This window comes from Pseudomonas sp. SBT1-2 (genome assembly GCF_028640875.1).
Taxonomy (GTDB): domain Bacteria; phylum Pseudomonadota; class Gammaproteobacteria; order Pseudomonadales; family Pseudomonadaceae; genus Aquipseudomonas; species Aquipseudomonas chlororaphis_I.
On sequence record NZ_JAQZAA010000113.1, the window covers coordinates 78,814 to 104,648 of the forward strand.

The following is a 25,835-nucleotide window of genomic DNA, read 5'->3' on the forward strand; positions in this document are numbered from 1 at the left end:
AGTAATGACTTCGAATCATCCGGCAAAGATCAAGACCAACCCGATGCGCAGCAGCACCAACAAAATCAAGCTGGGGGTCTTCGCCCTCAATATCGAGGGTGGCTGCACCCTGACCACGGTCCCGGAGCGCCTGGACGCCTCTGACTGGAGCGGCAACCTGGAAGTCGCCAGGAAAGCCGACAAGGCTGGTCTGGAACTGCTGCTGCCGGTGGGCCGCTGGCGCGGCTGGGGCGGTGCCAGCGATCCGATGGGGGTGTCGTTCGAAACCTATACCTGGGCGGCGGGGCTGGCGTCGGTGACCGAACAGATCGCGCTGTTCACCACCTCGCACCTGTCGACCGTGCATCCGCTGTTCGCTGCCAAGCAGGCCGCGACCATCGACCATATCAGCGGCGGTCGCTTCGGCCTGAACATGATCTGCGGCTGGTACGGCAAGGAGATGGGCATGTTCAACGGCGGGGTGCAGCTGGAGCATGACCGGCGCTACGACCACGCCGACGAGTGGCTGAAAATCGCCCGGCTGGCCTGGAACGAACCGGGCAACTTCGACCACAAGGGCGACTTCTTCAATATCGCCCAGGGCTTTGCCCAGCCCAAGCCGCTGAACCAGCCGTTCCTGATGAATGCCGGGGGTTCCGAGCGCGGCCGCAGGTTCTGCGCCGAGCATTGCGACGCGGCGTTCCTGATCCTCAAGCACGAGGATGACGACGACACCATTCGCGCGCAGATCAAGGCCTACCGCGACCTGGCTCGCCTGGAATTCGGCCGCGAGATCCAGATCTGGGTCTACTCCTACGTGGTGCAGAAGGACAGCCTGGAAGAAGCCGAGAAGTACCTCGACTACTACGTCAATCAGCACGGCGATGAAGTCGCCCTGGATAACGTCACCTCGGAGATCGGCATCCAGAGCGGCATGTTCGCCAACACCGAGGACGCCGAGCGCTTCCGCTTCCACTTCAAGGCCGGGTTCGCCGGGGTGCCCCTGGTCGGGACCGCGGAAATGATCACCGAGCAGTTCCAGCGCTACAGCGACCTGGGCATCGATGGCATCTGCCTGACCTGGCTCGACTACAAGAGCGGCCTCGACGAGTTTCTCCAGGACGTCCTGCCGCGCATGGAAGAGGCCGGCCTGCGCCAGCCCCATAACAGCTCCAGGGTCATCATCGGAGCGGTCGCATGAGTGCCCGCAGCGCTTTGGCGCTGGCCGTCGAGCCCTCCGAGCAGGCGCTGGCCGAGGACTTCAAGCGCGCCATGCGGCGCCTGACCAGCACGGTTTCCATCATCGCCACCGGCGTCGATGGCACGCGCAGCGGCATGGTCGCCACGGCGGTCAGCTCGCTGTGCACCGAACCGCCGTCGCTGCTGATCTGCATCAACCGCACGGCCAGCCTGTACCAGCCGCTGCTGGCCAACCAGCGTTTCAGCGTGAACCTGCTCGATGCCACGCAAAGCCGGCTGGTCGGCATCTTCGCCGGCCAGCTCAAGGGCAGTGCGCGCTTCGAACATGGCCAATGGGAGTCTGCCGACGACTTGCCGTATCTGTCGGATGCCCAGGCGACGCTGTTCTGCAGCGTCGATGCGCGGCTGTCCTACGCCACCCACGAGGTGATTGTCGGACGGGTCGAGAAGTCGCGCGTCAACGAGCGCATTTCGCCCCTGCTCTGGCAGGACGGCAAGCCGGCCCAGTCCTGCGAGCTGATTCACTGATCTGGCCCCGACCATTCTGTTTTTTGCCTGGAGGCAACATGAGCAACCTGACTGCATTCGATGCACCTACCGCCGATGAGAGCGATGCGATTTTCCTGGTCAACGTCGTACATGTATTCGAGGGGCAGCAGGACGCCGCCCTCGACGTACTGCGTTCGGCCGTGGGTTATGTGGCGCAGAACTATCCGTCGTTCCAGTGGAGCCGCCTGTTCAAGAGTATCGACGGCAAGACCGTGATCAATCAGGCGCAATGGAGCAGCAAGGAGGAGTTTGACTCTCTGTTCTCCGATGAGCAGTTCATGTCGCGTTATTCCCGGCTGAAGGAAACCGGCACCTGGGAGTTCCACCTCTACAAGGTCAACGACTACATTCCGGCCGCCACTGCCCCGGTGGCCGCGGCGCTCGCCTGAGGGGAAGGCGGGCCCGCCCATGCTGGGTGTCGCGGGCCCGTCGTTCAGCGACTTTTATCGGTACATCAAGGAGATACACCGTGAGCAATTTTGATTCCGCGCTGACCCGACTGTTGAACATCAGCCATCCGGTGGTGCTGGCGCCCATGGGCGGTGCTGCTGGCGGGCGACTCGCCGCCGCGGTTTCCCGGGCCGGCGGGCTTGGCCTGGTCGGGGCCAGCTATGGCGATCCGGACTGGATGAAAACCGAGCTGGCGCTGATGAGCGACGTCGAGGAACCCTGGGGCGTCGGCCTGGTGATGTTCACCGTGGCCAAGCGCTTCGAACTGCTGGACCTGGCCCTGTCCTATGGGCCCGACGTGGTCGCCTTGTCGTTTGGCGATGCCCGGCCCTTTATTGCCCCGATCAAGGACAGCGGTGCGCTGGCCATCGTTCAGGTGCATGACGTCGATCAGGCGCTGGCCGCGCTGGATGCCGGGGCCGATGCCTTGATCGTGCAGGGTGCCGAAGCCGGCGGGCATAGCTTGCGGCGAGCCTCCTTGCCTTTGCTGCCGGCCGTGCGCGATGCGGTGGGCGAGGATGCGGTACTGATCGCCGCCGGCGGCATCGCCGATGGCCGGGGGCTGGCCGCGGCACTTTTGCTGGGGGCCGACGGGGCCATGCTGGGCACGCGTTTCCTGGCCAGCGACGAAGCGCTGCCGTCCGCCAAGGTCAAGCAGCGCCTGCTCCAGGCCACCGCTGGCGACCTGGTGCGCACCCGTGCGTTCGATCTGGTGCGCGGTATCGAATGGCCCGAGCAGTACAGCGGTCGGGCCCTGGCCAACGACTTCACCGCACGCTGGGTGGGGTTCGAGCAGGAACTGGTGCGGGCGCCGGCCAGCGTGGCCGAGGACTACGCGCAAGCGCTGCGCGAAGACAACACCGACGTGCGCGCCATCTGGACCGGTGAAGTCGCCGACCTGATCAACGATGTCCTGCCCGCCGCCACCATCGTCGAGCAGACCGTGCGGGGCGCGGAGCAGGCGCTGCGTGTTGCCGGCCGACGGTTCGCCTGAGCCGCACGCCCTGTGTTCTTGCCCAAAGGAATCGATATGAACAGCAATGCTCCCGTACATGTGCAGTTTGGCCTGGGCCCGGAACTGGTGGTGGTGATGTCGCCGGTCATGCCCACCTGGGACGAAGGCCAGTTTTTTGCCCCCCTGACCCAGTCGCTGGTCGATAAAGGCTATCGGGTGGTCATCTTCGACACGCTCTCGCTGCTGACCGACGACGATGAGCCGTTTGCCGACTTCACCCAGCGCTGGGCCGGGGTGCTCGAACCGCTGGGGCCGATCGCCCTGATCGCCGGGTCCGCCCTGGGCGGTGCGGTGGTCCAGGGGCTGCTGGCGACCGCTGTGGGCCGGCAGGCGGCGCAGGCGCTACTGATTTCCTCGCCGACCCGGGCCGACAAGATCCTCGACCGGCGCCTGGGGGCTATGGCCGACCTGGCCAGCGCCGGGGATGTCGATACCGCCCTGATGCTGCTCGATCAATGGGTGTTGCCGGCCCGGGCGAAACCGGCGGCGCGCCAGCCGGCGTCAGCGGCGACGGCCGACGAGCAGGCCGGGCGGCGCCTGAACCAGGGGTTCCGCCTGTTGAACGAACTCAATGTGGAGCCGCAGGTCTCGGCCTGGCCGGGGCGCTTGTTGAGCATCTTCGGCGAGAGTTCGCAGCTGGTCAGGGCGACCAATGTCAGTTTCCAGGCGTCCGCGCAGCATCTGGCGGTGGGCGTTCCCGGTGCGGGCATGCGTCCGCTGCTGGATGACCTGGCGCGGGTGCGCGCCAGCGTGCGCAGCCATCTGGGGATCGACCTGGAGGCCCATGCATGAGCGCGTCGACAGCGGTAACCGAGCCCGCCCGGGCACGCTTCATCGATGTCCATTACCATGCCGGCCCTGATGCTTATCTGCGGCGTCACAGCGCGCTGCGGGCCGGTAGCGAGTATCAGGCGCAGGACGGCTGGGTGGTGCTCAAGAACCACCTGGGCTGTACCGCGGCCCAGGCCTGGGAGGCCCGCCAGCAAGGGTTGCCGGTGTCCGGTTCGATCGTGCTCAACGAGATTGCCGGCGGCATCGACTGGCGGGTGGTCGAACGCTCGCTGTGCCAGCATGGCGCCGCCGACCTGCGTTTTATCGTGCATTTGCCCACTGTGACGGGACGCTCGCATACCAGCCGGCTGGCTAGGGAGTTGAGCCACCCGATCCTTGGCCAGCGCCCCGTGAAGCCGCTGACCGTCAGCGATGACCGCCAGCGATTGAACCGCGCCACCCTGGATGTGTTGCGGATGAGCCGGGATTATCCGGTGGTGATCTCCACCGGCCACGCCAATCGCGAGGAGGTGCTTTTGCTGGTAGCGGCGGCGGATCGGCTGCAGGTGCCGCGGTTGATGCTCAACCAGCCGGCCAATCCGCTGACCGGGCTGAGTGCGGCCGACCTTCTTGAGCTCAAGAGCCTGCCTTCGCTCTACATCGAGCAGACCGCGCTGACCTACTTGCTGGGCTACCAGAGCAAGGAGGATTTCGGCGAGGTATTGCGCGAGTTGCCACGGGTGGTCTACAGCTCGGACCTGGGCCAGACCAGCCAGCCGGACATTCGCCCATGGCTGGACCTGAGCCGCCAATGGTTCAAGGAGTTCGGGCTTGGCGCGCAGCGCATAGAGTCGATTACCCGCAGCGCCCCGTTGCAGATGCTCAGCCATTGACGGCCTAACGGCGCGCAGCGGCTGCCGCTCCGGGCGCTGAGGGCCGTTCGCGCAGGGGAGGGCAAATTCCAGGCATTAAAAAGCCGGCTTGTGGCCGGCTTCTCGGGGACTGGCTTGGTTCATTTTTGGTAAACCGCACCAGCCTGCAAAACGTACACCCAGCTCTTGCGGCTGGCTGTGGGACTTGGCGAGAAAATCATCTGCCGCGTCGGGCGGATCTGACCGGTTGAACAGGTCGATGCGCAAAGGTGGGGCGCAGCATACTGATATTCGAGGAGAATTCCCAGCGCGAAGAGCTGTTGGCGGGCAGAAAACCCAGGTGTTTGGCGTTTGAGGGAGGGGCAATATTCGGCAGGCATAAAAAAGCCCCGGATGACCGGGGCTTTTTCTTGAGGCTTGTCGCTGCAAGCGTGCAGCTGCTTTTTAGCCTTTGTAGGCGGCAACCGACTTCGTGATCGCGGCGCGGGCGGCGTCTGCGCCGTCCCAGCCTTCGATCTTCACCCACTTGCCTTTTTCGAGATCCTTGTAGTTCGCGAAGAAGTGCTCGATCTGCTGAATCAGCAGTGCTGGCAGGTCGGTGTATTCCTTCACGTCGACATACAGCTGGGACAGCTTGTCGTGAGGAACAGCGATGACTTTGGCGTCGCCGCCGCCGTCGTCGGTCATGTTCAGGATGCCGACCGGACGGGCGCGGATCACCGAGCCTGGAGCAACCGGGTAAGGAGTGACTACCAGCACGTCGAGGGGGTCACCGTCGTCGGCCAGGGTGTTCGGGATGTAGCCGTAGTTGGCCGGGTAGAACATCGGGGTGGCCATGAAACGGTCAACGAACAGGCAATCGCTGTCTTTGTCGATTTCGTATTTGATCGGCGCGTGGTTGGCCGGAATCTCGATTGCGACGTAGATGTCGTTCGGCAGGTCTTTGCCAGCCGGAATCTTGCTGTAGCTCATTGGGCGATGCCCCCGTTAGTTGACCAAAATGTCTTGGCCGGATTGACCAAAAAGTGGCGGCGATTATAGGCATATTCCAAGGGCTATGCCACGTACCGAAGGACGTATGGACGCCTTGGGCCAAACGCCGAAAACCCTGCGCAGGAGCGGCTCGCGACGCTCGATTGCTTGCGAAAAGAAGAGTCGCTGCGGCGCGTTTAGTTCAGAGGCACTCGTCAGGGCCGGCGATTATTTCGCCAGCGGACTGGCTCTGGTGGACACCTCAGTGTTGCTGGTAGTGCGGGTCGCTGGCCTGCAGTTGCTGGAGCCGGGCCAGGGGATTCTGCCGGTAAAACAGCTGCAGTTGCTCGTAGACCTTCGGATAGGCCTCATGGAGCAGGTCCGGGGCACTGAAGAAGTATTCGCTGGTGACGGCGAAGAATTCCGCGGGGTTTTCCGCGGCGTAAGGATCGATGGCGGTTTCGGCGTCCGGGTTGTGGTCGAGCTGGCGATTGAGGTCGTCGTAGGCCGCCTGCATTACCTGGGCCCAGTCGCTGATGCGCATGTCGCTGTGCAGCGGCGGCAGGCCGTTGGCATCGCCGTTGAGCATGTCCAGCTTGTGCGCCAGCTCGTGGATCACCAGGTTGTAGGCTTCCCAGCCGCCGCTGGCGAGCACGCCGGGCCAGGCCAGGATGATCGGGCCCTGTTGCCAGGCTTCACCGCTGTGTTCGCCGTCCCATTCATGTTCGACACCGCTGGCATCGCGATGGCGCTGGGGGCTGAGGAAGTCGTCGGGGTAGAGGACGATTTCGTGAAAGCCCTGGTACCAGTTCAAATCCCCCAGGTGCAGCAGCGGCAACTGGGCCTGGGCGGCCAGCAGCAGGCGCTCGAACTGGTGCAGCTCGACCCCGGGCAGGGCGCTCAGGTGCTTGTCGGAGAGAAACAGGACGCTGGTTTCCCGCAGCCATTGGTCCTCGGCAGCGCTCAGGCCATCGAGAAAGGGCAGGTGCTGGCGCACCCGTTGCCACATTTCATCGGCAATCGGGTGCTTGGCCAGCCGACGCCGGCGGCGCCAGGTGCTGAGGGGCCACATACCGATCAGTGGCTTTCGGCCTTTGCTGCCGAGCGGCCCAGGCGGCTGCGCACCACGCCGATGATCATCGGCACCAGCGACAGCAGGATGATGCCCACCACCAGCAGCGACAGGTTTTTCTTGATGAACGGTACGTTGCCGAAGAAGTAGCCGAGGGTCACCAGGCCGCCGACCCAGAGGATGGTGCCGGCCACGCTGAAGGCGAAGAAACGCGGGTAAGGCATCTTGGCCACGCCGGCGACGAACGGGGCGAAGGTGCGGATGATCGGCAGGAAACGCGCCAGGGTCACGGTTTTGCCGCCGTGGCGGTCGTAGAAGTCGTGGGTTTTTTGCAGGTAGTCGCGGCGGAAGATCTTCGAGTTCGGGTTGCTGAACAAACGCTCGCCGACCGTTCGGCCGATGATGTAGTTGGTGCTGTCGCCGAGGATCGCCGCCAGCATCAGCAGGCCGCCGAGCAGCACCGGGTCCATGGCGCCACCGGCGGCGACCGCGCCGGCGATGAACAGCAGGGAGTCGCCAGGCAGGAACGGCGTCACCACCAGGCCGGTTTCACAGAAAATCACCAGGAACAGGATGGCGTAGATCCATGGCCCGTAGTTGGTCACCAACATGTCGAGGTAAACGTCGAGATGGAGGATGAGGTCGATCGGGTTGAAATCCATTGAGGCACCTGTGGTGACGGCCCGACTCGGCGGGTCTGTGCAATGACTGGGGCAAAAACTTACAGCTGGCGCAGATTCATCTTACGCCCCGAAAAGGTCGGCATTATAAGACCTGATAGGTGAAATGGGCGTTGAGTTTGTAGCGGGGAGTGTCTTGGCGGCGCTGACTGGCCAGAGGCGAAAGAGCATGGCCTTCGACAGCGTCTTGGCAGGCGCTGTCGAAGGGGGGATGGGGGTGTTCCAGATGGGGGCTTAGTCGTCGCTGATCGGCAATATGTAGTTCTTGAACTCGGTATCTTCGCGAAAACCGATGGATTCATAGGTTTTCTGCGCCACTTCGTTATCACTGCTGGTGGAAACACGCATGCGCACGGCATGGGTGTCCTTGGCCATTTTCTTCGCGGTGCGGATCAGGTTGTCGGCCACCAGCTGGCGGCGAGCGTCTTCGGCGACATAGATGTCGTTGAGGATCCATACGCGCTTGAGGGACAGGGAGGAGAAGCTGGGGTAGAGCTGGCAGAAACCGAGGAGTTTCTTGTCGTCATCGTCGGGCAGGGCCAGGTAGATCACCGACTCCTTGCGGCGCAGGCGCTTTTCCAGGAAGGCCCGGGACGAGTCCGGAAAAGGCAGGGCGCCATAGAACTCGCGGTATTTGACGAACAGGGGGGTCAACAGATCCAGGTGTTCGAGGGTCGCTTGAGTAATCCGCATGAGTTGTCCTCAACTTCGAATGGATACGACGGCAAACGGTTCATTACTCGGGCAGCCGTGTTTCGATGCTGCCTAAAGCGTGGAAAAAGCGCAATCGTCTCGAAAAGTCACGGCTTTGCAGGCCCCAGCAGGAAATTGCCCTTGAGGGTGTCGGGCGCGTCGCTGTCCAGGGTGTTCACCTGGGCCTCGTCTTTCAGGTTGACCCCCGAGAGCTGCCGCCTGCAGGCCTCGCGCATCAGGTACAGCAAACGGTGGGCCGCCATGCCGTAGCCCAGGCCTTCCAGGCGCACGTTGGAGATGCAGTTGCGATAGGCATCGGTGAGCCCGACCTTCGGGTTGTAGGTGAAATACAGCCCCAGGCTGTCCGGTGAGCTGAGGCCTGGGCGTTCGCCGATCAGGATCACGGTCATTTTCGCGCCGAGCAGCTCGCCGATTTCGTCGGCCACCGCCACCCGGCCCTGTTCCACCAGGATGACCGGTGACAGCGACCAGCCCTCGGCCTCGGTCTGCTCTTCAAAACGGGCGAGAAACGGCAGGGTATGGCGATGCACTGCCAGTGCCGACAGACCGTCTGCTACCACCACCGCCAGATCCACCCCGCCCGGGTTGGCGCAGGCGTGCTCGCGCAGGGCCTGGGCCGACGCGTCGCTGAGCTTGCGCCCCAGGTCCGGGCGTTGCAGGTAGCTGTGGCGATCGCTGGCGGCGCTGTGCAGCAGCAGGCTGTCGCGACCGCGTTCGGCCAGTTGGCTGCTCAACCCGGCATGGTCGAAGGGCAGGTGCACCGCATCGCGGGCCTGGGCGTGGGCGAACTGGAAGTCCAGCTGGGCGCCGGTGGGCAGGCTGGTGCCGGTGCGGCCCAGGGCGATGCGCGCCGGGGTCAGGCGGCGCAGCTCCAGCCAGGGGTTCTGGCTGTCGGTCGGGTGTTTGTCCATAAGCCTGTCCTTACTGAAGCTGCGCCAGTGCCTGGCGGAAGGCCGGCGGCAGGTTGTGGCCGAACTGCACCTTGCCGTCGGGCTGGGTGAAGATGCCGGTTTTCGCCAGCCACTGCTCGAACTCCGGCGCCGGTTTCAGGCCCAGGGTCTGGCGGGCGTAGAGCGCGTCGTGAAAGGAGGTGGTCTGGTAGTTGAGCATGATGTCGTCGGAGCCGGGGATGCCCATGATGAAGTTGATCCCGGCCACGCCCAGCAGGGTTAGCAGGGTGTCCATGTCGTCCTGGTCGGCTTCGGCGTGGTTGGTGTAGCAGATGTCGCAACCCATGGGTACGCCCAGCAGCTTGCCGCAGAAGTGGTCTTCCAGGCCGGCGCGGATGATCTGCTTGCCGTTGTACAGGTACTCCGGGCCGATGAAGCCGACCACGGTGTTCACCAGGAACGGCTTGAAGTGCCGGGCCACCGCATAGGCGCGGGTTTCGCAGGTCTGCTGGTCGACGCCGAAGTGCGCGTTGGCCGACAGTGCGCTGCCCTGGCCGGTTTCGAAATACATCAGGTTCTGCCCCAGGGTGCCGCGCTTGAGGCTCAGGCCAGCCTCGTAGCCTTCCTGCAAGACATTGAGGTTGATGCCGAAACTGGCGTTGGCCGCCTCGGTGCCGGCGATCGACTGGAACACCAGGTCCAGCGGCACGCCACGGTTGATCGCCTCGATGGAGGTGGTGACGTGGGTCAGCACGCAGGCCTGGGTGGGGATTTCATAACGCTGGATGATCGCGTCGAGCATTTCCAGCAGGGCGCAGATCGAGGCGATGCTGTCGGTGGCCGGGTTGATGCCGATCATGGCGTCGCCGTTGCCGTAGAGCAGGCCGTCGAGAATGCTCGCGGCGATGCCGGCCGGTTCGTCGGTCGGGTGGTTGGGTTGCAGGCGCGTCGACAGCCGCCCGCGCAGTCCCAGGGTGCCGCGGAACCGGGTGACCACGCGGATCTTTTGCGCCACCAGCACCAGGTCCTGGACGCGCATGATCTTCGACACGGCGGCGGCCATTTCCGGGGTCAGCCCGGGGGCCAGGGCACGCAGGCTCTGTTCGTCGGCGGCGTCGCTGAGCAGCCAGTCGCGGAAACCGCCGACCGTGAGGTGGCTGACGGTGGCGAAGGCGGCTTTGTCGTGGGTGTCGATGATCAACCGGGTGACTTCATCGGTTTCGTAGGGAATCAGTGCTTCTTCGAGGAAATGCTTGAGCGGAATGTCCGCCAGGGTCATTTGCGCGGCGACCCGCTCGCCGTCGTTGAGGGCGGCGACGCCGGCCAGGAAGTCCCCGGAGCGTGCCGGGCTGGCCTTGGCCATGACGTCCTTGAGGCTGTCGAAGCGGTAGGTCTGGGCGCCGACGGTGTGGGCGAAACTTGCCATACAGGTTCTCCGTGACGACGCAGGGAACCAACCCTGCGTCGAGGTTTTCGGCGGTTAGTGCAAGGCTTCTTCAGCTTTCTGAATGGCCGCGAATTCTTCTTCGGGCGTGCCTGCTACCAAGTGATGCCGACTGTAGAAAGCAAAGTAAGCAATTAATACTCCATAGATGATCGCGGCGCCAATGACCACCCGCGGATCCACCAGGAAGCCCGCCACCACGGCGATGCAGGCCAGTACCAGGGCCACGCCGGAGGTGAAGATGCCGCCCGGGGTGCGGTACGGACGATCCATTTTGGGGCGACGGATGCGCAGGGTGATGTGCGCGGCCATCATCAGCACGTAGGAGATGGTCGCGCCGAACACCGCCACCAGGATCAGCAGGTCGCCCTGGCCGGTCAGCGACAGGCCGAAGCCGATGATCCCGGGGATCACCAGCGCCAGGACCGGCGCCTTGCTCTTGTTGGTTTCCGACAGCTTGCGCGGCAGGTAGCCGGCGCGGGACAGGGCGAAAATCTGCCGCGAGTAGGCGTAGATGATCGAGAAGAAACTGGCGATCAAGCCGGCCAGGCCCACCAGGTTGACGAAGCTGCCCATCCAGGTCGAACCGCCGTAGGCCTTGGCCAGGGCTTCCACCAGCGGGTTGCCCGAGGTCAGCAGGGCGTTGGCCCCCGCGCCGCCCGGGCCGATCACCAGGATCAGCAGGGCGAAGCTCAGCAGCACCAGCATGGCGCCGATCAGGCCGCGCGGCAGGTCGCGTTTGGGGTTCTTGGTTTCTTCCGCGGCCAGCGGCACGCCTTCGACCGCCAGGAAGAACCAGATGGCGTAGGGAATCGCCGCCCACACGCCGACATAACCGAACGGCAGGAAGCTGCTGGCGCCCACGGCCTCGGTGACCGGGATGTCCAGCAGGTTGGCGACGGAGAAGTGCGGCACCATCGCCACCAGGAACACGCCCAGGGCCAGGGCGGCGACGGCGGTGATGATGAACATCAGCTTCAGCGCCTCGCCGACCCCGAAGATGTGGATGGCGATGAACACGATGTAGAACACCAGATAGATCATCCAGCCGCCGATGCCGAACAGCGACTGGCAATAGGCGCCGATAAACACCGCGATTGCCGCCGGGGCGATGGCGTATTCGATGAGGATCGCGGTCCCGGTGAGAAAGCCGCCCCAGGGGCCGAAGGCACTGCGGGCAAAACCGTAGCCGCCGCCGGCGGTAGGGATCATCGAGGACAGTTCGGCCAGGGAAAAGCACATGCACAGGTACATGGTGGCCATCAGCAAGGTGGCGAGGAACATGCCGCCCCAGCCGCCCTGGGCCAGGCCGAAGTTCCAGCCGGCATAGTCGCCGGAGATGACGTAGGCCACACCCAGGCCCACCAGCAGGACCCAGCCTGCCGCGCCTTTTTTCAGTTCGCGTTGTTGGAAATAGTCGGAGCCGACTTTTTCAAAGTCGACCGAAGAGCCAGCCGGCTGCACGCCGGTATGTTCGCTAGGCATAAGGGTTCACCTGTTCTTATTGTTGTGCCCGGTCGGCAGACCGGATCGGTGTTGCAAGGCGATGGTGTGTTTTGCCTTGAGGCCGTCATCGCAAGCGTGTTCGCGACCGGCCCCCAAGGGTGAAGCCGCACTGGCGGCTCCACCCTTGTCCCTGGCTTGATTGGCTTTAGAAGAAGCCCAGCGGATTGATGTCGTAGCTCACCAGCAGGTTTTTGGTCTGCTGGTAGTGGTCGAGCATCATCTTGTGGGTTTCACGGCCGACGCCGGACTTCTTGTAACCGCCGAACGCCGCGTGGGCGGGGTACAGGTGGTAGCAGTTGGTCCACACACGACCGGCCTTGATCGCCCGGCCCATGCGGTAGGCGCGGTTGATGTCGCGGGTCCAGAGGCCGGCGCCGAGGCCGAACTCGGTGTCGTTGGCGATGGCCAGGGCTTCGGCTTCGTCCTTGAAGGTGGTGATGCTCACCACCGGGCCGAAGATTTCTTCCTGGAACACGCGCATCTTGTTGTTGCCCTTGAGCAGGGTCGGCTGGATGTAATAACCACTGGCCAGGTTGCCCTCGAGTTTTTCCACCTTGCCGCCGGTCAGCAGCTGCGCGCCTTCGCCCTTGGCGATTTCCAGGTACGAGAGGATCTTGTCGAACTGCTGCTCGGATGCCTGGGCACCGACCATGGTGTCGGTATCCAGCGGGTCGCCGCGCTTGATCTGTTCGACCTTTTTCATCACCACTTGCATGAACTCGTCGTAGATCGACTCTTCCACCAGGGCGCGGGACGGGCAGGTGCAGACTTCGCCCTGGTTGAAGAACGCCAGCACCAGGCCTTCGGCGGCCTTTTCGATGAAGCTCGGTTCGGCCTGCATGATGTCGGCGAAGAAGATGTTCGGTGACTTGCCGCCCAGTTCCACGGTGGACGGGATGATGTTCTCGGCGGCGCATTTCATGATGTGCGAGCCCACCGGGGTCGAACCGGTGAAGGCGATCTTGGCGATGCGCTTGCTGGTCGCCAGGGCTTCGCCCGCTTCCTTGCCGAAGCCTTGCACCACGTTGAGCACGCCCGGCGGCAGCAGGTCGCCGATCAGCTCCATCAGCACGCAGATGCCCAGCGGGGTCTGCTCGGCCGGCTTGAGTACCACGCAGTTACCGGCGGCCAGGGCGGGCGCGAGTTTCCAGGCGGCCATCAGCAGCGGGAAGTTCCACGGGATGATCTGCCCGACCACGCCCAGCGGTTCGTGAATGTGATAGGCCACGGTGTTGCCGTCGATTTCCGCGGCGCTGCCTTCCTGGGCCCGCAGGCAGCCAGCGAAGTAACGGAAGTGGTCGGCGGCCAGGGGGATGTCGGCGTTGAGGGTTTCGCGCACGGCCTTGCCGTTGTCCCAGGTTTCGGTGATGGCCAGCAGTTCGAGGTTCTGCTCGATGCGGTCGGCGATTTTCAGCAGGATCAGCGAGCGGGCCTGTGCCGAGGTGGCACCCCAGGCATCGGCGGCGGCATGGGCGGCGTCCAGGGCTTTCTCGATGTCTTCGGCGGTGGAGCGCGGGAATTCGGCGATCGGTTGGCCGTTTACTGGCGAGGTATTGGTGAAGTACTGACCTTTGACAGGCGCGACGAATTCGCCGCCGATGTAGTTACCGTATTTGCTCTTGAACGAAACGATAGCGCCTTCAGTACCGGGGTGTGCATAACGCATGGTGGGTATCTCCTGGCTTTTGTGCTTATAGGGGAGGACGCGCTGTTGCGCTTGTAAAAGCGTAGAGCAAAGCCCGGGCCACTGCGTTGCAGGCCAGGTAAATCAAGGGTTTGCGAATGTTTCAGCGGCCCTGCGCCGAGTGTCTGTGGCAGTTGTGGCACAGGGTGGGTGACACTTTGTACCCTTTATGGCACAGCCCGTGACTCATTGGTCGAAGCGGCATTGCAATGCATCCATGGCTGGAGGATGCTGGGCTTCGCCTTGATCTGAAGGGGTCGATGTAGCCGCTGCCGAAGGCTGCGATCGACCGCAAAGCGGGCGTCGTTCTGGCAACCGCTAAAGGCCCTGCGGACCTTATCGCAGCCTTCGGCAGCGGCTACAGGGTTCGCTTGACGAGCGATCCGGGTCTTACCTCTCGGGGAGAACAATAAGAAATGCACAGCAATCACCTCACCCGGCACGCCCAGCAAGTGCTGACCGTGACCCAAGGCAAGGCCCATCTGCAGGGGCCTGGCAGCGATCCTTCCATCGCCCGTTCCTGGCTGCGTTGCCTGGAGGACTATCACCTCGACCCGGCGCTGAGCATGGCGCCTACCGTGCTCGAACATGGCCGCCTGCTGGAAAGCCGCGAACGCCTGCAGCAGGTGCTGCAGATCGCTGGCAACGAGATGACCAGCCTGCACCAGCAATTATCCGGCGCTGGCCATGCGGTGCTGCTGACCGACGCCCGCGGGGTGATCCTCAACTGCGTCACCGCGCCCACCGAGCGCAAGATTTTCGAACGCGCCGGGCTCTGGCTCGGCGCCGACTGGAGCGAGGCTTGCGAGGGCACCAATGGCATCGGCACCTGCCTGGTGGAGCGCCAGTCCCTGACCATCCATCAGGACGAGCATTTCCGTGGCCGTCACACCGGCCTGACCTGCTCGGCCAGCCCGGTGTTCGACCCCCACGGCGAACTGCTGGCGGTGCTCGACGTTTCCTCGGCGCGCCCGGATGTGTCGCGGCAGAGCCAGTTCCACACCATGGCCCTGGTCAATCTCTCGGCGAAGATGATCGAGAGCTGCTATTTCCTGCGCTATTTCGACAATCAATGGTTGCTGCGTTTTCACCTGCAGGCCGAGTCCGTCGGCTTGTTCAGCGAAGGCCTGCTGGCGTTCGACGGGGAAGGGCGGATCAGCGCGGTGAACCAGAGCGCCTTGAACCTGCTGGGGCATATTCGCGGTGGCTTGCTGGGCAAACCGGTGGAAGCCTTTTTCGACTGCTCGCTGGACGAGTTGCTGGGCCGCGCCAGTATCAATGCCAGCGCCAGCTGGCCGCTGCGTACCCGCGATGGCCGGCATCTGTTCGCGGTGTTGCGCGGCCAGCCGCGCAGCGTGCCGAAACCGTTGCCGCCGAGGGCGCTGGTGGAAGAGCGGCCGCGCCTGTCCGGGATCTGCCTGGGCGATGCGGCCCTGCAAGAAGACTTCCGCAAATCCTTGCGCGTGTTCGAGCGCGATGTGCCGCTGCTGATCAACGGCGAGACCGGCTCCGGCAAGGAGGCGTTCGCCAAGGCGGTGCACCAGGCCAGCCAGCGGGCGGAGAAAGCCTTCGTTGCCTTGAACTGCGCGGCGATTCCCGAAAGCCTGATCGAAAGCGAGCTGTTCGGTTATCGCGGCGGCAGCTTCACCGGGGCGCGCAAGGAAGGCATGCGCGGCAAGTTGCAGCAGGCCGATGGCGGCACGCTGTTCCTCGATGAAATCGGCGATATGCCGCTGGCCTTGCAGACCCGTCTGCTGCGGGTGCTGGAAGATCGCATGGTGGTGCCTATCGGCGGCGAGCCGCAGGCGGTCAACGTGCGCATCATCAGCGCCACCCACCGAGACCTGCTGGAGCGGGTACGGGATGGCAGCTTCCGCGAGGATCTGTACTACCGGCTCAATGGCCTGGAAATCGCCTTGCCGGCACTGCGCGAGCGCAGCGACAAATCCCAGCTGCTGGACTTTCTCCTGGCGGAGGAAGCCGGCGATCAGCAGGTGTCGCTCGACGGCCCGGCGCGCCAGGCCCTGCTGGACTTCCATTGGCCAGGCAATGTGCGGCAACTGCGCAACGTGTTGCGCACCCTGGCGGCGCTCTGCGACCACGGGCGAATCGGCCTGGAGGATATACCGGCGATGATTCGCCAGGGCCGCCCGGCGCCGGTGCCGGCAGCTGTCGAGGAGGCGGGCGAATACCCGCTGGACGATGCCGAACGCCTGGCCTTGCTCAACGCCCTGGAACAACAGCGCTGGCATATGACCCACACCGCCGAGCAGTTGGGGGTGAGCCGCAACACCCTCTATAGAAAGCTGCGCAAGCATGGGATCGCTCGCTAGGCCTGGCACCGTGTCATCGTTCATCGCGGGCAAGCCTCGCTCCTACAGAAGATGCGCATTCCTCTGTAGGAGCAGCCGGTCGACGCTCGATTGCTCGCGACAGGCGGCGCAGCCGCCGATACATCGGTAACCGCGGTCCAAGCCTCCAGCCGCGTTCGGGCGATTCCCCGGCAAAAGCCCCACAGAACTCGTCATAGCCTCCGGCAGTGACAACCGCGTGTTCCCCCATCAGCTAAAGAGTGCGATTTGCAGCCCTCTACGCTAACCTGCCTCGATGTTTTACGAGGCCTTCTATGCACATTCATATTCTCGGTATTTGCGGCACCTTCATGGGCTCGATGGCGGTTCTGGCCAAAGAGCTGGGCCATCATGTCACCGGCTCCGATGCCAACGTCTACCCGCCGATGAGCACCCAGCTCGAAGCCCAGGGCATCGAGTTGACCCAGGGCTACGACCCGGCCCAGCTTGACCCGGCGCCGGACCTGGTGGTGATCGGCAACGCCATGTCCCGCGGCAACCCGGCGGTGGAGTATGTGCTGAACAAGGGCCTGCCCTATGTTTCCGGCCCGCAATGGCTGGCCGACCATGTGCTGCAAGGCCGCTGGGTCCTGGCGGTCGCCGGCACCCACGGCAAGACCACCACCAGCAGCATGCTGGCCTGGGTGCTGGAGCATGCGGGCATGAGCCCTGGCTTCCTGATCGGCGGCGTGCCGCAGAACTTCTCGGTGTCGGCCCGCCTGGGTGGCACACCGTTCTTCGTGATCGAGGCCGATGAATACGACAGTGCCTTCTTCGACAAGCGCTCGAAGTTCGTGCACTACCGTCCGCGCACGGCGATCCTGAACAACCTCGAGTTCGATCACGCAGACATCTTCCCCGATCTGCCGGCTATCGAACGGCAGTTCCACCACCTGGTGCGGACCATCCCGAGCGAAGGCCTGGTCATCCACCCGACCACCGAACCGGCCTTGTTGCGGGTGATCGACATGGGCTGCTGGACCCCGGTGCAAACCACCGGCGCGGGCGGCCAATGGCAGGTCAAGCTGCTCAGCGAAGACGGCTCGAAGTTCGAAGTGATGTTCGAGGGCGAGGCCCAAGGCGTGGTCGAGTGGGACCTGACCGGCCAGCACAACGTTGCCAACGCCCTGGCCACCCTGGCCGCGGCGCGCCATGTCGGTGTGGTGCCGGCCATGGGCATCGCTGCGCTGAGCGCATTCAAGAGCGTCAAGCGGCGGATGGAGAAGGTCGCTGAAGTCCATGGCATCACCATCTATGACGACTTCGCTCACCACCCGACCGCCATCGCCACTACTCTGGACGGCCTGCGCAAGCGCATCGGCGATGCGCCGTTGATTGCGATCATCGAGCCGCGCTCCAACTCCATGAAGCTCGGCGCTCACCGTGACGGGCTGCCGGAAAGCGTCAACCAGGCCGATCAAGTGGTCTGGTATTCGCCGGCCAACCTTGGCTGGGACCTGGGCGCCACCGCCGCGCTGTGCACCGTGCCATCGATTGTCAGCGATTCCCTGGAAGGCATCATCGAGCGGGTGAAGAGCCAGGCCAAGCCGGGCACTCACGTGGTGATCATGAGCAATGGCGGCTTCGGTGGCCTGCACGGCAAACTGGCCGAGGCACTGCGATGAACAACGGCCCGGAACGCATCACCCTGGCGATGACCGGCGCCTCGGGCGCCCAGTATGGCCTGCGCCTGCTGGATTGCCTGGTGCGCGAAGACCGTGAAGTGCACTTCCTGATCTCCAAGGCCGCGCAGCTGGTGATGGCGACCGAGACCGACGTGACCCTGCCGTCCAAGCCGCAGACCATGCAGGCCTTCCTCACCGAGTACACCGGTGCTGCTGCCGGGCAGATCCGCGTGTATGGCAAGGAAGACTGGATGTCGCCGGTGGCCTCGGGCTCCGGCTCGCCGGCGGCGATGGTGGTGGTGCCTTGCTCCACCGGCACCTTGTCGGCCATCGCCACAGGCGCCTGCAACAACCTGATCGAGCGCGCGGCGGACGTCACCCTGAAGGAGCGCCGCCAGTTGATCCTGGTGCCGCGCGAGGCGCCTTACTCCAGCATCCACCTGGAGAACATGCTCAAGCTGTCGAACATGGGCGTGACCATTCTGCCGGCCTCTCCGGGTTTCTATCACCAGCCGCAGACCATTGACGACCTGGTGGATTTTGTCGTGGCGCGGATTCTCAACCTGCTGAACATCCCGCAGGACATGTTGCCGCGGTGGGGCGAGCATCATCTGAGCAGCGATGAGTAAGTCGCTGCTGATCCTGCTGGTCGCCCTGCAGCTGGGCGGTTGCGCCACGGCGCGTACGCTGAACGCGGCCAAGCCGGGGGCGCCGGTGGTGTATTCCGGGACGCGCCTGGATCTGTATGTGATGCAGGGCGGCTGTTGCCCGATGGATCGTTTCGGGGCTGAAGCGCCGAGCTATCCGGGTGTCGACCTGCCGGCCAGCGCCTTGCTCGACACGCTGCTGTTGCCGCTGTCGGTACTGACGGTATTGGGGGTTGGGTTTCAGGCTACAGGCGGGTTGTAGTTCCTTCGCGGGCAAGTCGGATCGCCGCCCGCTCGCTCCTGCAGAAAAGCATATGCTTGTGTAGGAGCGGAGCTTGCCCGCGATGCTGTCTGATGCCCGTTATTTACCCAGCTTGCGCAATTCGTCGGACTCAACGATCCGCACGCCATCCTGTTCTTCCAGTGCCAGGCGCCACATGGCCCGGGCCAGATGGCAGGCTTCGATGCCATGGTATTTGCCGGGAATCAGCTTGGACAGCGGCCCGGCCAACTGTTCGGCGAGACGCGGTTCGATACGTTCGCCGAGCAGCAGCGATGGCCGGCAAATGGTCAGTTGCGGCCAGTCCTGGGCCTTCAGCGCCTGTTCCATTTCGCCTTTGACCCGGTTGTAGAAAATCGAGGATTTCGCGTCCGCGCCCAGGGCGCTGATCACGACTAGGTGCCGCGCGCCCATCTCCCGTGCGCGCTTGCCGAAGGCCACCACCAGGTCCAGGTCGACGGCACGGAACGCCTGTTCGGAGCCGGCTTTCTTGAGGGTGGTGCCCAGGCAGCAGAACGCCAGGTCCACCCGGCCGCTGAGTTGCGGCAGGAGTACCGCCGGGTCGCCGACCGGGTTTTGCAGGCGTGGGTGTTCGCTCAAGGGACGCCGGCTGGGCGCCAGTACGCGGGTTACCGTGGGTTCGTTGAGCAGGCGGTCGAGCAAGTGCTCGCCAGTCAGGCCGGTCGCGCCGGCGAGCAAGATATGCTGAGGCGTCAAGTACATAGTGTTTCCCCCTTGATACTGTTTCAGCTTAGTTGCTCTTTGCTTCCTTGCTGTCGTTGGCGGCGCTTTGCAGCGCCTTTCGTGCTTGCTGCTTGCGCAGATGCTGCCAGTGCGCCAAGACCCCCTTGGGCGCCCAGATCTGCGGTTCGGAGGCTTCGAAGTTATCCGCCAGTTCGCGTTCGGCCACGGTCGCCCGGGCCAGTTTGAAGGCCTGTTCCAGGTCGTCGGTCTGGTTCAGCGCCTGGGCGAACAGGGCATCGCCGAAGTAGGTGAAGTCGGCCTCTTCCGAGCAGCCGAACGATACGCGGTCGGCCTGTGAAGCGGTCATGATCAGGGTCCGCTCATCCTTGAGCGCGGGAATGAATCCGCCGGAATAACAGGCCGAGATCACGATGATCTTGTCGCGGTTTTTCAGGGGCGCCAGCACCGCGGCCAACTCGTCGGCCGGCAGGTCGGCCAGCTCCAGGCGTGGCTGGTCGAGCACCAGTTCGTGTTCGCTGGTGCCGTGGCTGGTCAGGTAGATGAACAGCAGGTCTTCCGGGCCGCTGCGTTCGGCCAGGACCTGTACCGCGCGCCGCAGGTTTTCCCGGGTGGCCATAGGGCGGCTGTCGAGGCGGTCGCGGTGGTTGACCAGGCGGATCTGCCCATAGGCGCCGAAGCGGGTGGCGAGCATGTTGCTGACATAGTCGGCCTCGCGCAGAAATACGCTTTGCTTGCCATCGCCGGCCAGCGTCAGGCTATAGAGCTCGATGGCGGGCGTCGACGCCGGCACCGCGCCGAGGGCGTCGTCGAGCAGGCGGCCCTGGGCCAGGAGGCCGGTCTCCAACGGGTCGGGCAACAGTCGGCCGTCGGCATCGCGAACCCGCAGGCCGTTGATCCAGTCGCCGCTTTGCACGGTGCCATCGCGCAGTACCAGCACGCCGTGGCCCTGGTAGTTGTCGCCTTCGAAGCCACCGATATAGAAGCTGCCGTCGCTGAGGTTCAGGCGGCCCTGGCCGCTGAAGCGCCAGTCGCTGAAACGGCCAATGTAATGGCTGCCGTCGACGCCGATCAGTTCACCCTTGCCACTGAGGGCGCCTTCCTTGAACTGGCCGATCCAGACATCGCCGTCGGCGTTTTCGTAGCGACCCTTACCGCTGAGCTGGTTCTGTTTGAAGCCGCCAACGTAGAGATCGCCCTCGGCGCTGCTGAAAGTGCCGTTGCCTTCCAGCTGGCCGTCGACGAACTGGCCGCTGAACTGGTTGCCGCTGGCATCGCTGCGCTGGCCCTGGCCGTTGGGCTTGCCGCGGGAGAACTGGCCCTGGTACTGGCTGCCGTCTTCCAGCTCGAGGCGGCCGAGCCCGGAATACAGGTCGGACTTGAATTCGCCGCGGTAGGTCATGCCGCGTTCCTTGAGGGTGCCTTCACCGTCGCGCCGGCCCAGTTTGAAACCACCGGTGTAGCTGCTGTCCTTGGTGGTCAGGCTGCCCTGGCCGTGGAACAGGCCCTGCTGGAATTGTCCGCGGTAGACCTCGCCGTCACTGCCGTGCCATTCGCCCTGGCCATGCCACTGGCCGCTGTCGAACTGGCCGGCATACCAACTGCCGTTGGGGTAGTCGATGCGGCCTTGTCCCTGCAACAACCCGTTGACCACATCGCCGCGGTAGCGACCACCGTCCGGCAGACGGGCATCGGGAGGCAGCAGCGATTCGCCGTCTCCACATGCGGTGAGCAACAGGGTCAGAGCCAGGGGTACAAGTGGGCGCATAGCGGGATCCGGATAATTAGGGGACCGAGTATGCCGCAGCAACGAGGCTTATATATAGAGAGGCTGCGCGAAACAGCATGAGCTGTTTCGCATCAGGAAGGTTTCAGACAAAGCAGAGGGACAATGGCTCGGCGATGTAGGCTGGTTTTTCCTGGCCTTCGATTTCCAGTGTGGCGGTGGCCTTGAGCAGCCATTGGCCGGGTTTCTTCTCGGTGACGTCCACCAGGTCGACCTTGAGGCGGACCCTGGAATCGACCTTGACCGGCTGGATGAAGCGCACGCTGTCCAGGCCGTAGTTGACCACCATCTTCAGACCCTCGGGCAGGATCAGGATGTCTTCCATCAGTTTCGGGATCAGCGACAGCGACAGGAAACCGTGGGCAATGGTGCCGCCGAACGGTGTCTGGGCGGCTTTTACCGGGTCTACGTGGATGAACTGGAAGTCACCCGTGGCTTCAGCGAACAGGTTGATACGCTGCTGATCGATGGTGAGCCATTCGGAACGTCCTAGTTCCTTTCCGACATAATCTTTGAGCTCTGCAACAGGAACATACGGCATTGAGACTCTCCTTGGGTTCATCGGTTTTATCGTTCTAAAGGGGCGGGGGCGTACCCCCTGACAACCCACTGTAGATCATCATGGGGGTTTGCTCCGGTCAACCTTCCATGCTTTTGGCGAATGCCGGTGCATAGCGTTCGCGTGCTTATAATGCCCGGCGTTTTTTCGGGGGGGGATGAGAGATGTTGTTACGCGGTCTGACATGGCTGGTGCTGTTTCAATTGCTCGGCACGGCGATCAATCATCTGTTGTTGCCGATCCTGCCGGGGCCGATTGTTGGTCTGCTGTTGCTGCTGATTTTCCTGGTGGCGCGCGGCGAGGTAGGCGAGCCGCTGAACCTGGCCGCCTCCAGCCTCCTGCGTTACCTGCCGCTGTTGCTGGTGCCGCCCGCGGTGGGGGTGATGGTGTACGCGGCGGATATCGCTGCGGATTTCTGGGCGATAGTCGGCGCCCTGGTGTTGTCGCTGGTGATCTCCATGGCTTTCGTCGGCGTGTTGATGCAGCGGCTGGTCAAGCGCCACGGACATCGGGAGGGCGGCCAATGATGTTCGACTGGCAGGGCGCCTGGGCGTCGGTGATCCACCATCCCTTGTTCGGCATCGGCATTACCCTGGGCGCCTATCAACTGGTGCTCGCGGCCTTCGAGAAAACCCGCTGGATCTTTCTGCAACCGGTGCTGGTCTCCATGTTGCTGGTGATCGGTGTGCTGCTGGGCTGTGGCTTGAGCTACGCCGAGTACCGCAAGAGCACGGAGATCCTCAGTATTCTCCTGGGCCCGGCCACAGTGGCGCTGGCCGTACCGCTGTACCTCAACCTGCGGCGGATTCGGCAGTTGTTCTGGCCGATATTTACTACGCTGGTGATTGGAGGGGTGGTCGCCACCGGCCTGGGCGTACTGCTGGGGTGGTGGTTCGGTGCCGAGAACATGATCCTGATGACCATGGCGCCGAAATCGGTGACCTCGCCGATCGCCATGCTGGTGGCCGAACAGATTGGCGGGGTCGCAGCGCTGGCCGCGGTGTTCGTATTGATCACCGGGGTGATCGGGGCGATTTTCGGTCCGGCCATCCTCAATCGCTTGCAGGTGCACAGCCCGGAAGCCCGAGGCATGGCGCTGGGCATGACGGCTCACGCGGTGGGCACTTCGGTGGCCTTGCAGGAAAGTGACGAGTGCGGTGCTTTCGCGGCGCTGGCGATGAGTCTGATGGGTGTGGCCACGGCGGTCTTCCTGCCGTTGGCGGTGTCGTTGGTGGTTTAAGGAAACCTGTATGAGCCTGGCGCTTTTCCCGCTGAACACGGTGCTGTTCCCCGACTGCATTCTCGATTTGCAGATTTTCGAGGCGCGCTACCTGGACATGATCGGTCGCTGCATGAAACAGGGCAGTGGCTTCGGCGTGGTGTGCATCCTTGAGGGCGAAGAGGTGGGCATCGCCCCGGAAGGTTTCGCGCGGGTGGGCTGCGAAGCGCTGATCACCGACTTCCATCAGCAGGACAACGGCCTGCTGGGGATCCGGGTCAAGGGCGGGCGGCGTTTTCGGGTGCTGAGCAGCGAAGTGCAGCGCGATCAGTTGCGGGTGGCTGAAGTCGAGTGGCTGGGCGAGGCGCCGGAGCGGCCGCTGCAGGAGGAAGACGGGGACCTGATCGCCTTGCTCAAGGCGCTGGCCGAGCACCCGATGGTCGAAGCCCTGAACATGGGTACCGAAGCCACTGGCCAGCAGTCGCTGGCCAACCAGTTGGCTTATCTGTTGCCATTCTCCGAACTGGACAAGATCGACCTGTTGCAACTGGACGATCCGCAACAACGCCTGGATGCGATCCAGGCCTTGCTGGACGAATTGCAGGGCGAGCTGTTCGCCTGATCCTCGCGGCTACAACACCTCAATACGCATAACGCAGCATGGCGTGCGGTAGATGCCTGACTGCCTCGAAACCGAACAACGCGATCAGCGCTGGCAATACCAGCCACCAGATCTTGGCCGGCATGGGTTCCAGCGGGGTCTGGCGCTGGGCGACCCACAGGCTGGCGGCGCACACGCAGGCGGCAAGCATGGCGCCGGCGAGGATGTCGGAGGGCCAATGTGCACCCAGGTAAATCCGCGACACGGCAATCGCGGCCGCCGGCAGACAGCCCAGCAGCAGCCAGGTCAGGCGCATGCGTGGCGGTTGGCCGCGACCGGCGAGCACCGCCAGGGTCAGGAACAGGGCGAACGAGCCGGAACTGTGGCCGCTGGGCATGCTGTAGCTGGTCAGTGGGTCGGTCAGGACTTCCGGGCGCATGCGGGCGAAGAACAGCTTGGTGCCGGTGTTGGCCAGCGCAGTGCACAGCAGCGTGGCGCCCGCAAAAATCGCCTGCCGCCATTGCCGGGCAACCAGCAACAGCAGGGTGACCAGGGCGCTGGCGAGCAGCATGGTGCGGAATTCGCCGAACTGGGTGAGCACCACCATCACCTCGTCCATTGCCGGGCTGCGGTGCTCCTGGACCAGGGCCATCAGGCCCTGGTCGAAATGGTTCAGGTAGGGGTAACCAATGAACAGCCCAGCCAGGATCGCCAGGCTGAGGCCGGCCACCAACGGGCTGGCCTTGCGATGGCGGCGCACGGTGCTGTTGATGCTCAGGCCCAGCAGCAGGGCGATGCTGGCGGCGACTATTCCCGCTTGCGGCCAGAAACCTTCAGGCAAGGGCAGGCGGATCGCCGCGCCCGTGGCCCAGCCCGGCAGCAGGTAGGCGACTGTCCAGCCGGCCGCGGCCAGCAGGCTGACGGCGAAAAAACGCGGGAACGACATGTCGAACATGCCGGCGACCATCGGCAGCATGGGGCGCAAGGGACCGATAAAGCGTCCGACCAACAGGCTGGCGATACCGTAACGCTGGAAATAGGCTTCGGCGCCGTTGATCCATTCCGGGTGATGGCGCAGCCCCGGCAGGCGGCGGATGTTCTGGTGAAAACGCCGGCCCAGCAGGTAGGACACCACGTCCCCGAGCAAACCGCCGAAGAACCCCAGCGCCAGGGTTTCACCCAGGGACAGAGCGCCGCTGCCGGCCATCACGGCAATGGCGAACAGCAGCACGGTGCCAGGCACGATCAGGCCGGCAATCGCCAGGCATTCGACGCAGGCGACGATGAACACGGCTGCCGCCAGCCATTGGGGATTCATCGTCAGCCAGCCGGTTATTCCGTCGAGCCATTGGCCCATAGGTTTTCAACTCCGATTATTCGGTGGGTTAACTGTAGAAGCGGACTTGCTCGCGATAAAACCATCCGCGGGCACGCCGGTTCCTGCGAAAGGGATCAATCGAGCAGCAAATAGTCGCGACCTTCGACCTGCCCGCGACGTAGCGGGTTCCGGGTGCAGTAGGGGGCGTAGGCGGCGTCGACAAAGCGGTACATCAAGTGCTCATCGCGGCCGTGAGGGATGCCCAGGCGGGTGGTCTGGATGACGCTGGCGACGGGCGTGCCGACATCCTCGACGAACAGCACTTCATGGTCGAAGCGCTTGGCATCCCACACCGGGACTTTCAGGCCCAGTGCCTTGCACAGCAGGGTCTGGCCGGCGCAGAGCTTCTGCGAGGGGCGCGGCCGGCCGCTGGCGTCGGGATTGTTCAGGAGCATCTGCGCCAGGCTGGCGGGGCCCGAGACTTCGTCGACCCAGGGGTAGGCCGACTTGATCAGCACCGCGTTGCCCGGCCCCTGGGCGCTGAAGTTCAGCGAGTCGCCGCCGCGGGCGTAGTACATATAGATGTGGCCACCGTCCAGAAACAAAGCCTTACGCTTTTCTGTGTAGCCAAGGGAGGCATGGCTGCCTTTTTCCTCGCAGTAATAGGCTTCTGTTTCGATAATGCGCGCCGACAGCCACAGATCGCCGACCCGATGGCGGATGATTTTGCCGAGCAGTTCACGGGCCAGGACCTGGGCGTCTCGATCGAAAAAGCTGTCGGGCAGGGCCTTGGGCAGCGTCGGAGTGGACAGAATGGACATGGTGGCCAGGAGCGATGACGGGAATTGGGTCGGAATGATATCAATTCCAGGCTTAATTCAGGCTGAACGAGAGGTATTTGCCGTCCATTTCGACCATCCGCCCGTGACCGCTGTCCGTGGACCGGCGC

General features: G+C 63.9%; 27 protein-coding genes. 13 read left to right on the forward strand and 14 right to left on the reverse strand.

The window, feature by feature from the left end; translation table 11 throughout:
• Positions 1-4: 4 nt before the first annotated feature.
• The 6 genes from PVZ78_RS27735 (at position 5) to PVZ78_RS27760 (ending at position 4,857) form a co-directional block, all read left to right on the forward strand.
• Positions 5-1,180 carry an LLM class flavin-dependent oxidoreductase gene (locus PVZ78_RS27735; RefSeq protein ID WP_053270033.1) on the forward strand — a complete coding sequence of 392 codons (1,176 nt, stop codon included), beginning with the start codon at positions 5-7 and terminating at the stop codon, positions 1,178-1,180.
• On the forward strand, positions 1,177-1,707 hold the full coding sequence (locus PVZ78_RS27740) for a flavin reductase family protein (protein ID WP_009051062.1): 531 nt from the start codon (positions 1,177-1,179) through the stop codon (positions 1,705-1,707). Before PVZ78_RS27735 ends, PVZ78_RS27740 begins: the two co-directional genes overlap by 4 nt.
• A 38-nt stretch (positions 1,708-1,745) precedes the next feature.
• Complete coding sequence (locus tag PVZ78_RS27745; protein WP_009051061.1) at positions 1,746-2,117, forward strand: antibiotic biosynthesis monooxygenase family protein; 372 nt, start codon at positions 1,746-1,748, stop codon at positions 2,115-2,117.
• Positions 2,118-2,197: 80 nt separating this feature from the next.
• A complete protein-coding gene (locus PVZ78_RS27750) occupies positions 2,198-3,172 on the forward strand; it encodes an NAD(P)H-dependent flavin oxidoreductase (RefSeq protein WP_009051060.1) in 975 nt (324 codons plus the stop codon).
• Positions 3,173-3,208: 36 nt separating this feature from the next.
• Positions 3,209-3,985 (forward strand): alpha/beta hydrolase, encoded by a 777-nt coding sequence (locus tag PVZ78_RS27755; RefSeq protein ID WP_037006020.1) that lies wholly within the window; start codon positions 3,209-3,211, stop codon positions 3,983-3,985.
• Positions 3,982-4,857 (forward strand): DUF6282 family protein, encoded by an 876-nt coding sequence (locus tag PVZ78_RS27760; RefSeq protein WP_038635522.1) that lies wholly within the window; start codon positions 3,982-3,984, stop codon positions 4,855-4,857. The genes PVZ78_RS27755 and PVZ78_RS27760 overlap by 4 nt, the downstream gene beginning before the upstream one ends.
• Before the next feature lie 119 nt (positions 4,858-4,976).
• Here PVZ78_RS27760 and PVZ78_RS27765 read toward each other — a convergent pair whose 3' ends face one another.
• The 9 genes from PVZ78_RS27765 to exaC all read right to left on the reverse strand — a co-directional run bounded on the left by PVZ78_RS27765 (position 4,977) and on the right by exaC (position 13,780).
• On the reverse strand, positions 4,977-5,300 hold the full coding sequence (locus PVZ78_RS27765) for a hypothetical protein (protein WP_273829610.1): 324 nt from the start codon (positions 5,298-5,300) through the stop codon (positions 4,977-4,979).
• Entirely contained in the window at positions 5,281-5,808 is a 528-nt protein-coding gene (ppa, locus tag PVZ78_RS27770; RefSeq protein ID WP_007933577.1) for an inorganic diphosphatase, read from the reverse strand. Before ppa ends, PVZ78_RS27765 begins: the two co-directional genes overlap by 20 nt.
• A gap of 262 nt (positions 5,809-6,070) precedes the next feature.
• On the reverse strand, positions 6,071-6,880 hold the full coding sequence (locus PVZ78_RS27775) for a zinc-dependent peptidase (RefSeq protein WP_053270003.1): 810 nt from the start codon (positions 6,878-6,880) through the stop codon (positions 6,071-6,073).
• A 5-nt stretch (positions 6,881-6,885) separates the two neighbouring features.
• Entirely contained in the window at positions 6,886-7,542 is a 657-nt protein-coding gene (locus PVZ78_RS27780; protein WP_007924093.1) for a DedA family protein, read from the reverse strand.
• Positions 7,543-7,794: 252 nt separating this feature from the next.
• The gene (locus tag PVZ78_RS27785; RefSeq protein ID WP_009051056.1) at positions 7,795-8,253 is read right to left on the reverse strand and encodes a GNAT family N-acetyltransferase; all 459 of its coding nucleotides are present in this window, start codon (positions 8,251-8,253) and stop codon (positions 7,795-7,797) included.
• Positions 8,254-8,360: 107 nt separating this feature from the next.
• Complete coding sequence (gene eutC, locus PVZ78_RS27790) at positions 8,361-9,185, reverse strand: ethanolamine ammonia-lyase subunit EutC (RefSeq protein WP_038635520.1); 825 nt, start codon at positions 9,183-9,185, stop codon at positions 8,361-8,363.
• Positions 9,186-9,195: 10 nt separating this feature from the next.
• Entirely contained in the window at positions 9,196-10,590 is a 1,395-nt protein-coding gene (locus PVZ78_RS27795; protein ID WP_009051054.1) for an ethanolamine ammonia-lyase subunit EutB, read from the reverse strand.
• A gap of 54 nt (positions 10,591-10,644) precedes the next feature.
• Complete coding sequence (gene eat / locus PVZ78_RS27800) at positions 10,645-12,093, reverse strand: ethanolamine permease (protein ID WP_101283685.1); 1,449 nt, start codon at positions 12,091-12,093, stop codon at positions 10,645-10,647.
• Between the two features lie 166 nt (positions 12,094-12,259).
• Positions 12,260-13,780 carry an acetaldehyde dehydrogenase ExaC gene (gene exaC, locus PVZ78_RS27805; protein ID WP_007924088.1) on the reverse strand — a complete coding sequence of 507 codons (1,521 nt, stop codon included), beginning with the start codon at positions 13,778-13,780 and terminating at the stop codon, positions 12,260-12,262.
• Positions 13,781-14,214: 434 nt separating this feature from the next.
• Between exaC and PVZ78_RS27810 the strand changes: the two genes are divergently transcribed.
• The 4 genes from PVZ78_RS27810 (at position 14,215) to PVZ78_RS27825 (ending at position 18,683) form a co-directional block, all read left to right on the forward strand.
• Positions 14,215-16,131: a sigma-54-dependent Fis family transcriptional regulator gene (locus PVZ78_RS27810; RefSeq protein WP_110175889.1), complete on the forward strand. Its 1,917-nt coding sequence runs from the start codon at positions 14,215-14,217 to the stop codon at positions 16,129-16,131.
• Between the two features lie 293 nt (positions 16,132-16,424).
• On the forward strand, positions 16,425-17,774 hold the full coding sequence (gene mpl / locus PVZ78_RS27815) for a UDP-N-acetylmuramate:L-alanyl-gamma-D-glutamyl-meso-diaminopimelate ligase (protein ID WP_016702691.1): 1,350 nt from the start codon (positions 16,425-16,427) through the stop codon (positions 17,772-17,774).
• Entirely contained in the window at positions 17,771-18,403 is a 633-nt protein-coding gene (ubiX, locus tag PVZ78_RS27820; RefSeq protein ID WP_007927126.1) for a flavin prenyltransferase UbiX, read from the forward strand. The genes mpl and ubiX overlap by 4 nt, the downstream gene beginning before the upstream one ends.
• On the forward strand, positions 18,396-18,683 hold the full coding sequence (locus PVZ78_RS27825; protein WP_009051050.1) for a YceK/YidQ family lipoprotein: 288 nt from the start codon (positions 18,396-18,398) through the stop codon (positions 18,681-18,683). Before ubiX ends, PVZ78_RS27825 begins: the two co-directional genes overlap by 8 nt.
• Before the next feature lie 99 nt (positions 18,684-18,782).
• On the opposite strand, the gene PVZ78_RS27830 is transcribed toward PVZ78_RS27825, so the two are convergent.
• From PVZ78_RS27830 to PVZ78_RS27840, 3 genes are all read right to left on the reverse strand, one after another.
• Positions 18,783-19,424 carry an oxidoreductase gene (locus PVZ78_RS27830; protein WP_009051049.1) on the reverse strand — a complete coding sequence of 214 codons (642 nt, stop codon included), beginning with the start codon at positions 19,422-19,424 and terminating at the stop codon, positions 18,783-18,785.
• Between the two features lie 28 nt (positions 19,425-19,452).
• Positions 19,453-21,171, reverse strand: coding sequence for a C13 family peptidase (locus PVZ78_RS27835; protein WP_038635515.1), 1,719 nt, complete (start codon positions 21,169-21,171; stop codon positions 19,453-19,455).
• A gap of 103 nt (positions 21,172-21,274) precedes the next feature.
• Positions 21,275-21,730 carry a MaoC family dehydratase gene (locus tag PVZ78_RS27840; RefSeq protein WP_009051047.1) on the reverse strand — a complete coding sequence of 152 codons (456 nt, stop codon included), beginning with the start codon at positions 21,728-21,730 and terminating at the stop codon, positions 21,275-21,277.
• Between the two features lie 182 nt (positions 21,731-21,912).
• On the opposite strand from PVZ78_RS27840, the gene PVZ78_RS27845 reads away from it, so the two are divergent.
• Genes PVZ78_RS27845 through PVZ78_RS27855 form a run of 3 tightly spaced genes read left to right on the forward strand, consistent with a single transcriptional unit; the run spans position 21,913 to position 23,589 of the window.
• Complete coding sequence (locus PVZ78_RS27845; RefSeq protein WP_053269999.1) at positions 21,913-22,275, forward strand: CidA/LrgA family protein; 363 nt, start codon at positions 21,913-21,915, stop codon at positions 22,273-22,275.
• A complete protein-coding gene (locus PVZ78_RS27850; protein WP_009051045.1) occupies positions 22,272-22,988 on the forward strand; it encodes an LrgB family protein in 717 nt (238 codons plus the stop codon). Before PVZ78_RS27845 ends, PVZ78_RS27850 begins: the two co-directional genes overlap by 4 nt.
• A gap of 10 nt (positions 22,989-22,998) precedes the next feature.
• Complete coding sequence (locus PVZ78_RS27855) at positions 22,999-23,589, forward strand: LON peptidase substrate-binding domain-containing protein (protein ID WP_009051044.1); 591 nt, start codon at positions 22,999-23,001, stop codon at positions 23,587-23,589.
• A 19-nt stretch (positions 23,590-23,608) separates the two neighbouring features.
• Here PVZ78_RS27855 and PVZ78_RS27860 read toward each other — a convergent pair whose 3' ends face one another.
• Positions 23,609-24,925: a bifunctional DedA family/phosphatase PAP2 family protein gene (locus tag PVZ78_RS27860; RefSeq protein WP_124302187.1), complete on the reverse strand. Its 1,317-nt coding sequence runs from the start codon at positions 24,923-24,925 to the stop codon at positions 23,609-23,611.
• A 95-nt stretch (positions 24,926-25,020) separates the two neighbouring features.
• Complete coding sequence (locus PVZ78_RS27865) at positions 25,021-25,707, reverse strand: DNA-3-methyladenine glycosylase (protein WP_028683488.1); 687 nt, start codon at positions 25,705-25,707, stop codon at positions 25,021-25,023.
• Between the last annotated feature and the right edge of the window lie 128 nt (positions 25,708-25,835).

Bases quoted from the DNA above. Each gene is read 5' to 3' on its own strand.
- PVZ78_RS27835 (WP_038635515.1), bottom strand. From the start codon at position 21,171: ATGCGCCCACTTGTACCCCTGGCTCTGACCCTGTTGCTCACCGCATGT.
- PVZ78_RS27735 (WP_053270033.1), top strand. From the start codon at position 5: ATGACTTCGAATCATCCGGCAAAGATCAAGACCAACCCGATGCGCAGC.
- ubiX (WP_007927126.1), top strand. From the start codon at position 17,771: ATGAACAACGGCCCGGAACGCATCACCCTGGCGATGACCGGCGCCTCG.
- PVZ78_RS27825 (WP_009051050.1), top strand. From the start codon at position 18,396: ATGAGTAAGTCGCTGCTGATCCTGCTGGTCGCCCTGCAGCTGGGCGGT.
- ppa (WP_007933577.1), bottom strand. From the start codon at position 5,808: ATGAGCTACAGCAAGATTCCGGCTGGCAAAGACCTGCCGAACGACATC.
- PVZ78_RS27865 (WP_028683488.1), bottom strand. From the start codon at position 25,707: ATGTCCATTCTGTCCACTCCGACGCTGCCCAAGGCCCTGCCCGACAGC.
- PVZ78_RS27740 (WP_009051062.1), top strand. From the start codon at position 1,177: ATGAGTGCCCGCAGCGCTTTGGCGCTGGCCGTCGAGCCCTCCGAGCAG.
- PVZ78_RS27785 (WP_009051056.1), bottom strand. From the start codon at position 8,253: ATGCGGATTACTCAAGCGACCCTCGAACACCTGGATCTGTTGACCCCC.
- PVZ78_RS27855 (WP_009051044.1), top strand. From the start codon at position 22,999: ATGAGCCTGGCGCTTTTCCCGCTGAACACGGTGCTGTTCCCCGACTGC.
- PVZ78_RS27760 (WP_038635522.1), top strand. From the start codon at position 3,982: ATGAGCGCGTCGACAGCGGTAACCGAGCCCGCCCGGGCACGCTTCATC.
- PVZ78_RS27850 (WP_009051045.1), top strand. From the start codon at position 22,272: ATGATGTTCGACTGGCAGGGCGCCTGGGCGTCGGTGATCCACCATCCC.
- PVZ78_RS27810 (WP_110175889.1), top strand. From the start codon at position 14,215: ATGCACAGCAATCACCTCACCCGGCACGCCCAGCAAGTGCTGACCGTG.
- PVZ78_RS27830 (WP_009051049.1), bottom strand. From the start codon at position 19,424: ATGTACTTGACGCCTCAGCATATCTTGCTCGCCGGCGCGACCGGCCTG.
- exaC (WP_007924088.1), bottom strand. From the start codon at position 13,780: ATGCGTTATGCACACCCCGGTACTGAAGGCGCTATCGTTTCGTTCAAG.
- PVZ78_RS27840 (WP_009051047.1), bottom strand. From the start codon at position 21,730: ATGCCGTATGTTCCTGTTGCAGAGCTCAAAGATTATGTCGGAAAGGAA.
- eutC (WP_038635520.1), bottom strand. From the start codon at position 9,185: ATGGACAAACACCCGACCGACAGCCAGAACCCCTGGCTGGAGCTGCGC.
- eat (WP_101283685.1), bottom strand. From the start codon at position 12,093: ATGCCTAGCGAACATACCGGCGTGCAGCCGGCTGGCTCTTCGGTCGAC.
- PVZ78_RS27860 (WP_124302187.1), bottom strand. From the start codon at position 24,925: ATGGGCCAATGGCTCGACGGAATAACCGGCTGGCTGACGATGAATCCC.
- PVZ78_RS27795 (WP_009051054.1), bottom strand. From the start codon at position 10,590: ATGGCAAGTTTCGCCCACACCGTCGGCGCCCAGACCTACCGCTTCGAC.
- PVZ78_RS27780 (WP_007924093.1), bottom strand. From the start codon at position 7,542: ATGGATTTCAACCCGATCGACCTCATCCTCCATCTCGACGTTTACCTC.
- PVZ78_RS27845 (WP_053269999.1), top strand. From the start codon at position 21,913: ATGTTGTTACGCGGTCTGACATGGCTGGTGCTGTTTCAATTGCTCGGC.
- mpl (WP_016702691.1), top strand. From the start codon at position 16,425: ATGCACATTCATATTCTCGGTATTTGCGGCACCTTCATGGGCTCGATG.
- PVZ78_RS27745 (WP_009051061.1), top strand. From the start codon at position 1,746: ATGAGCAACCTGACTGCATTCGATGCACCTACCGCCGATGAGAGCGAT.
- PVZ78_RS27755 (WP_037006020.1), top strand. From the start codon at position 3,209: ATGAACAGCAATGCTCCCGTACATGTGCAGTTTGGCCTGGGCCCGGAA.
- PVZ78_RS27775 (WP_053270003.1), bottom strand. From the start codon at position 6,880: ATGTGGCCCCTCAGCACCTGGCGCCGCCGGCGTCGGCTGGCCAAGCAC.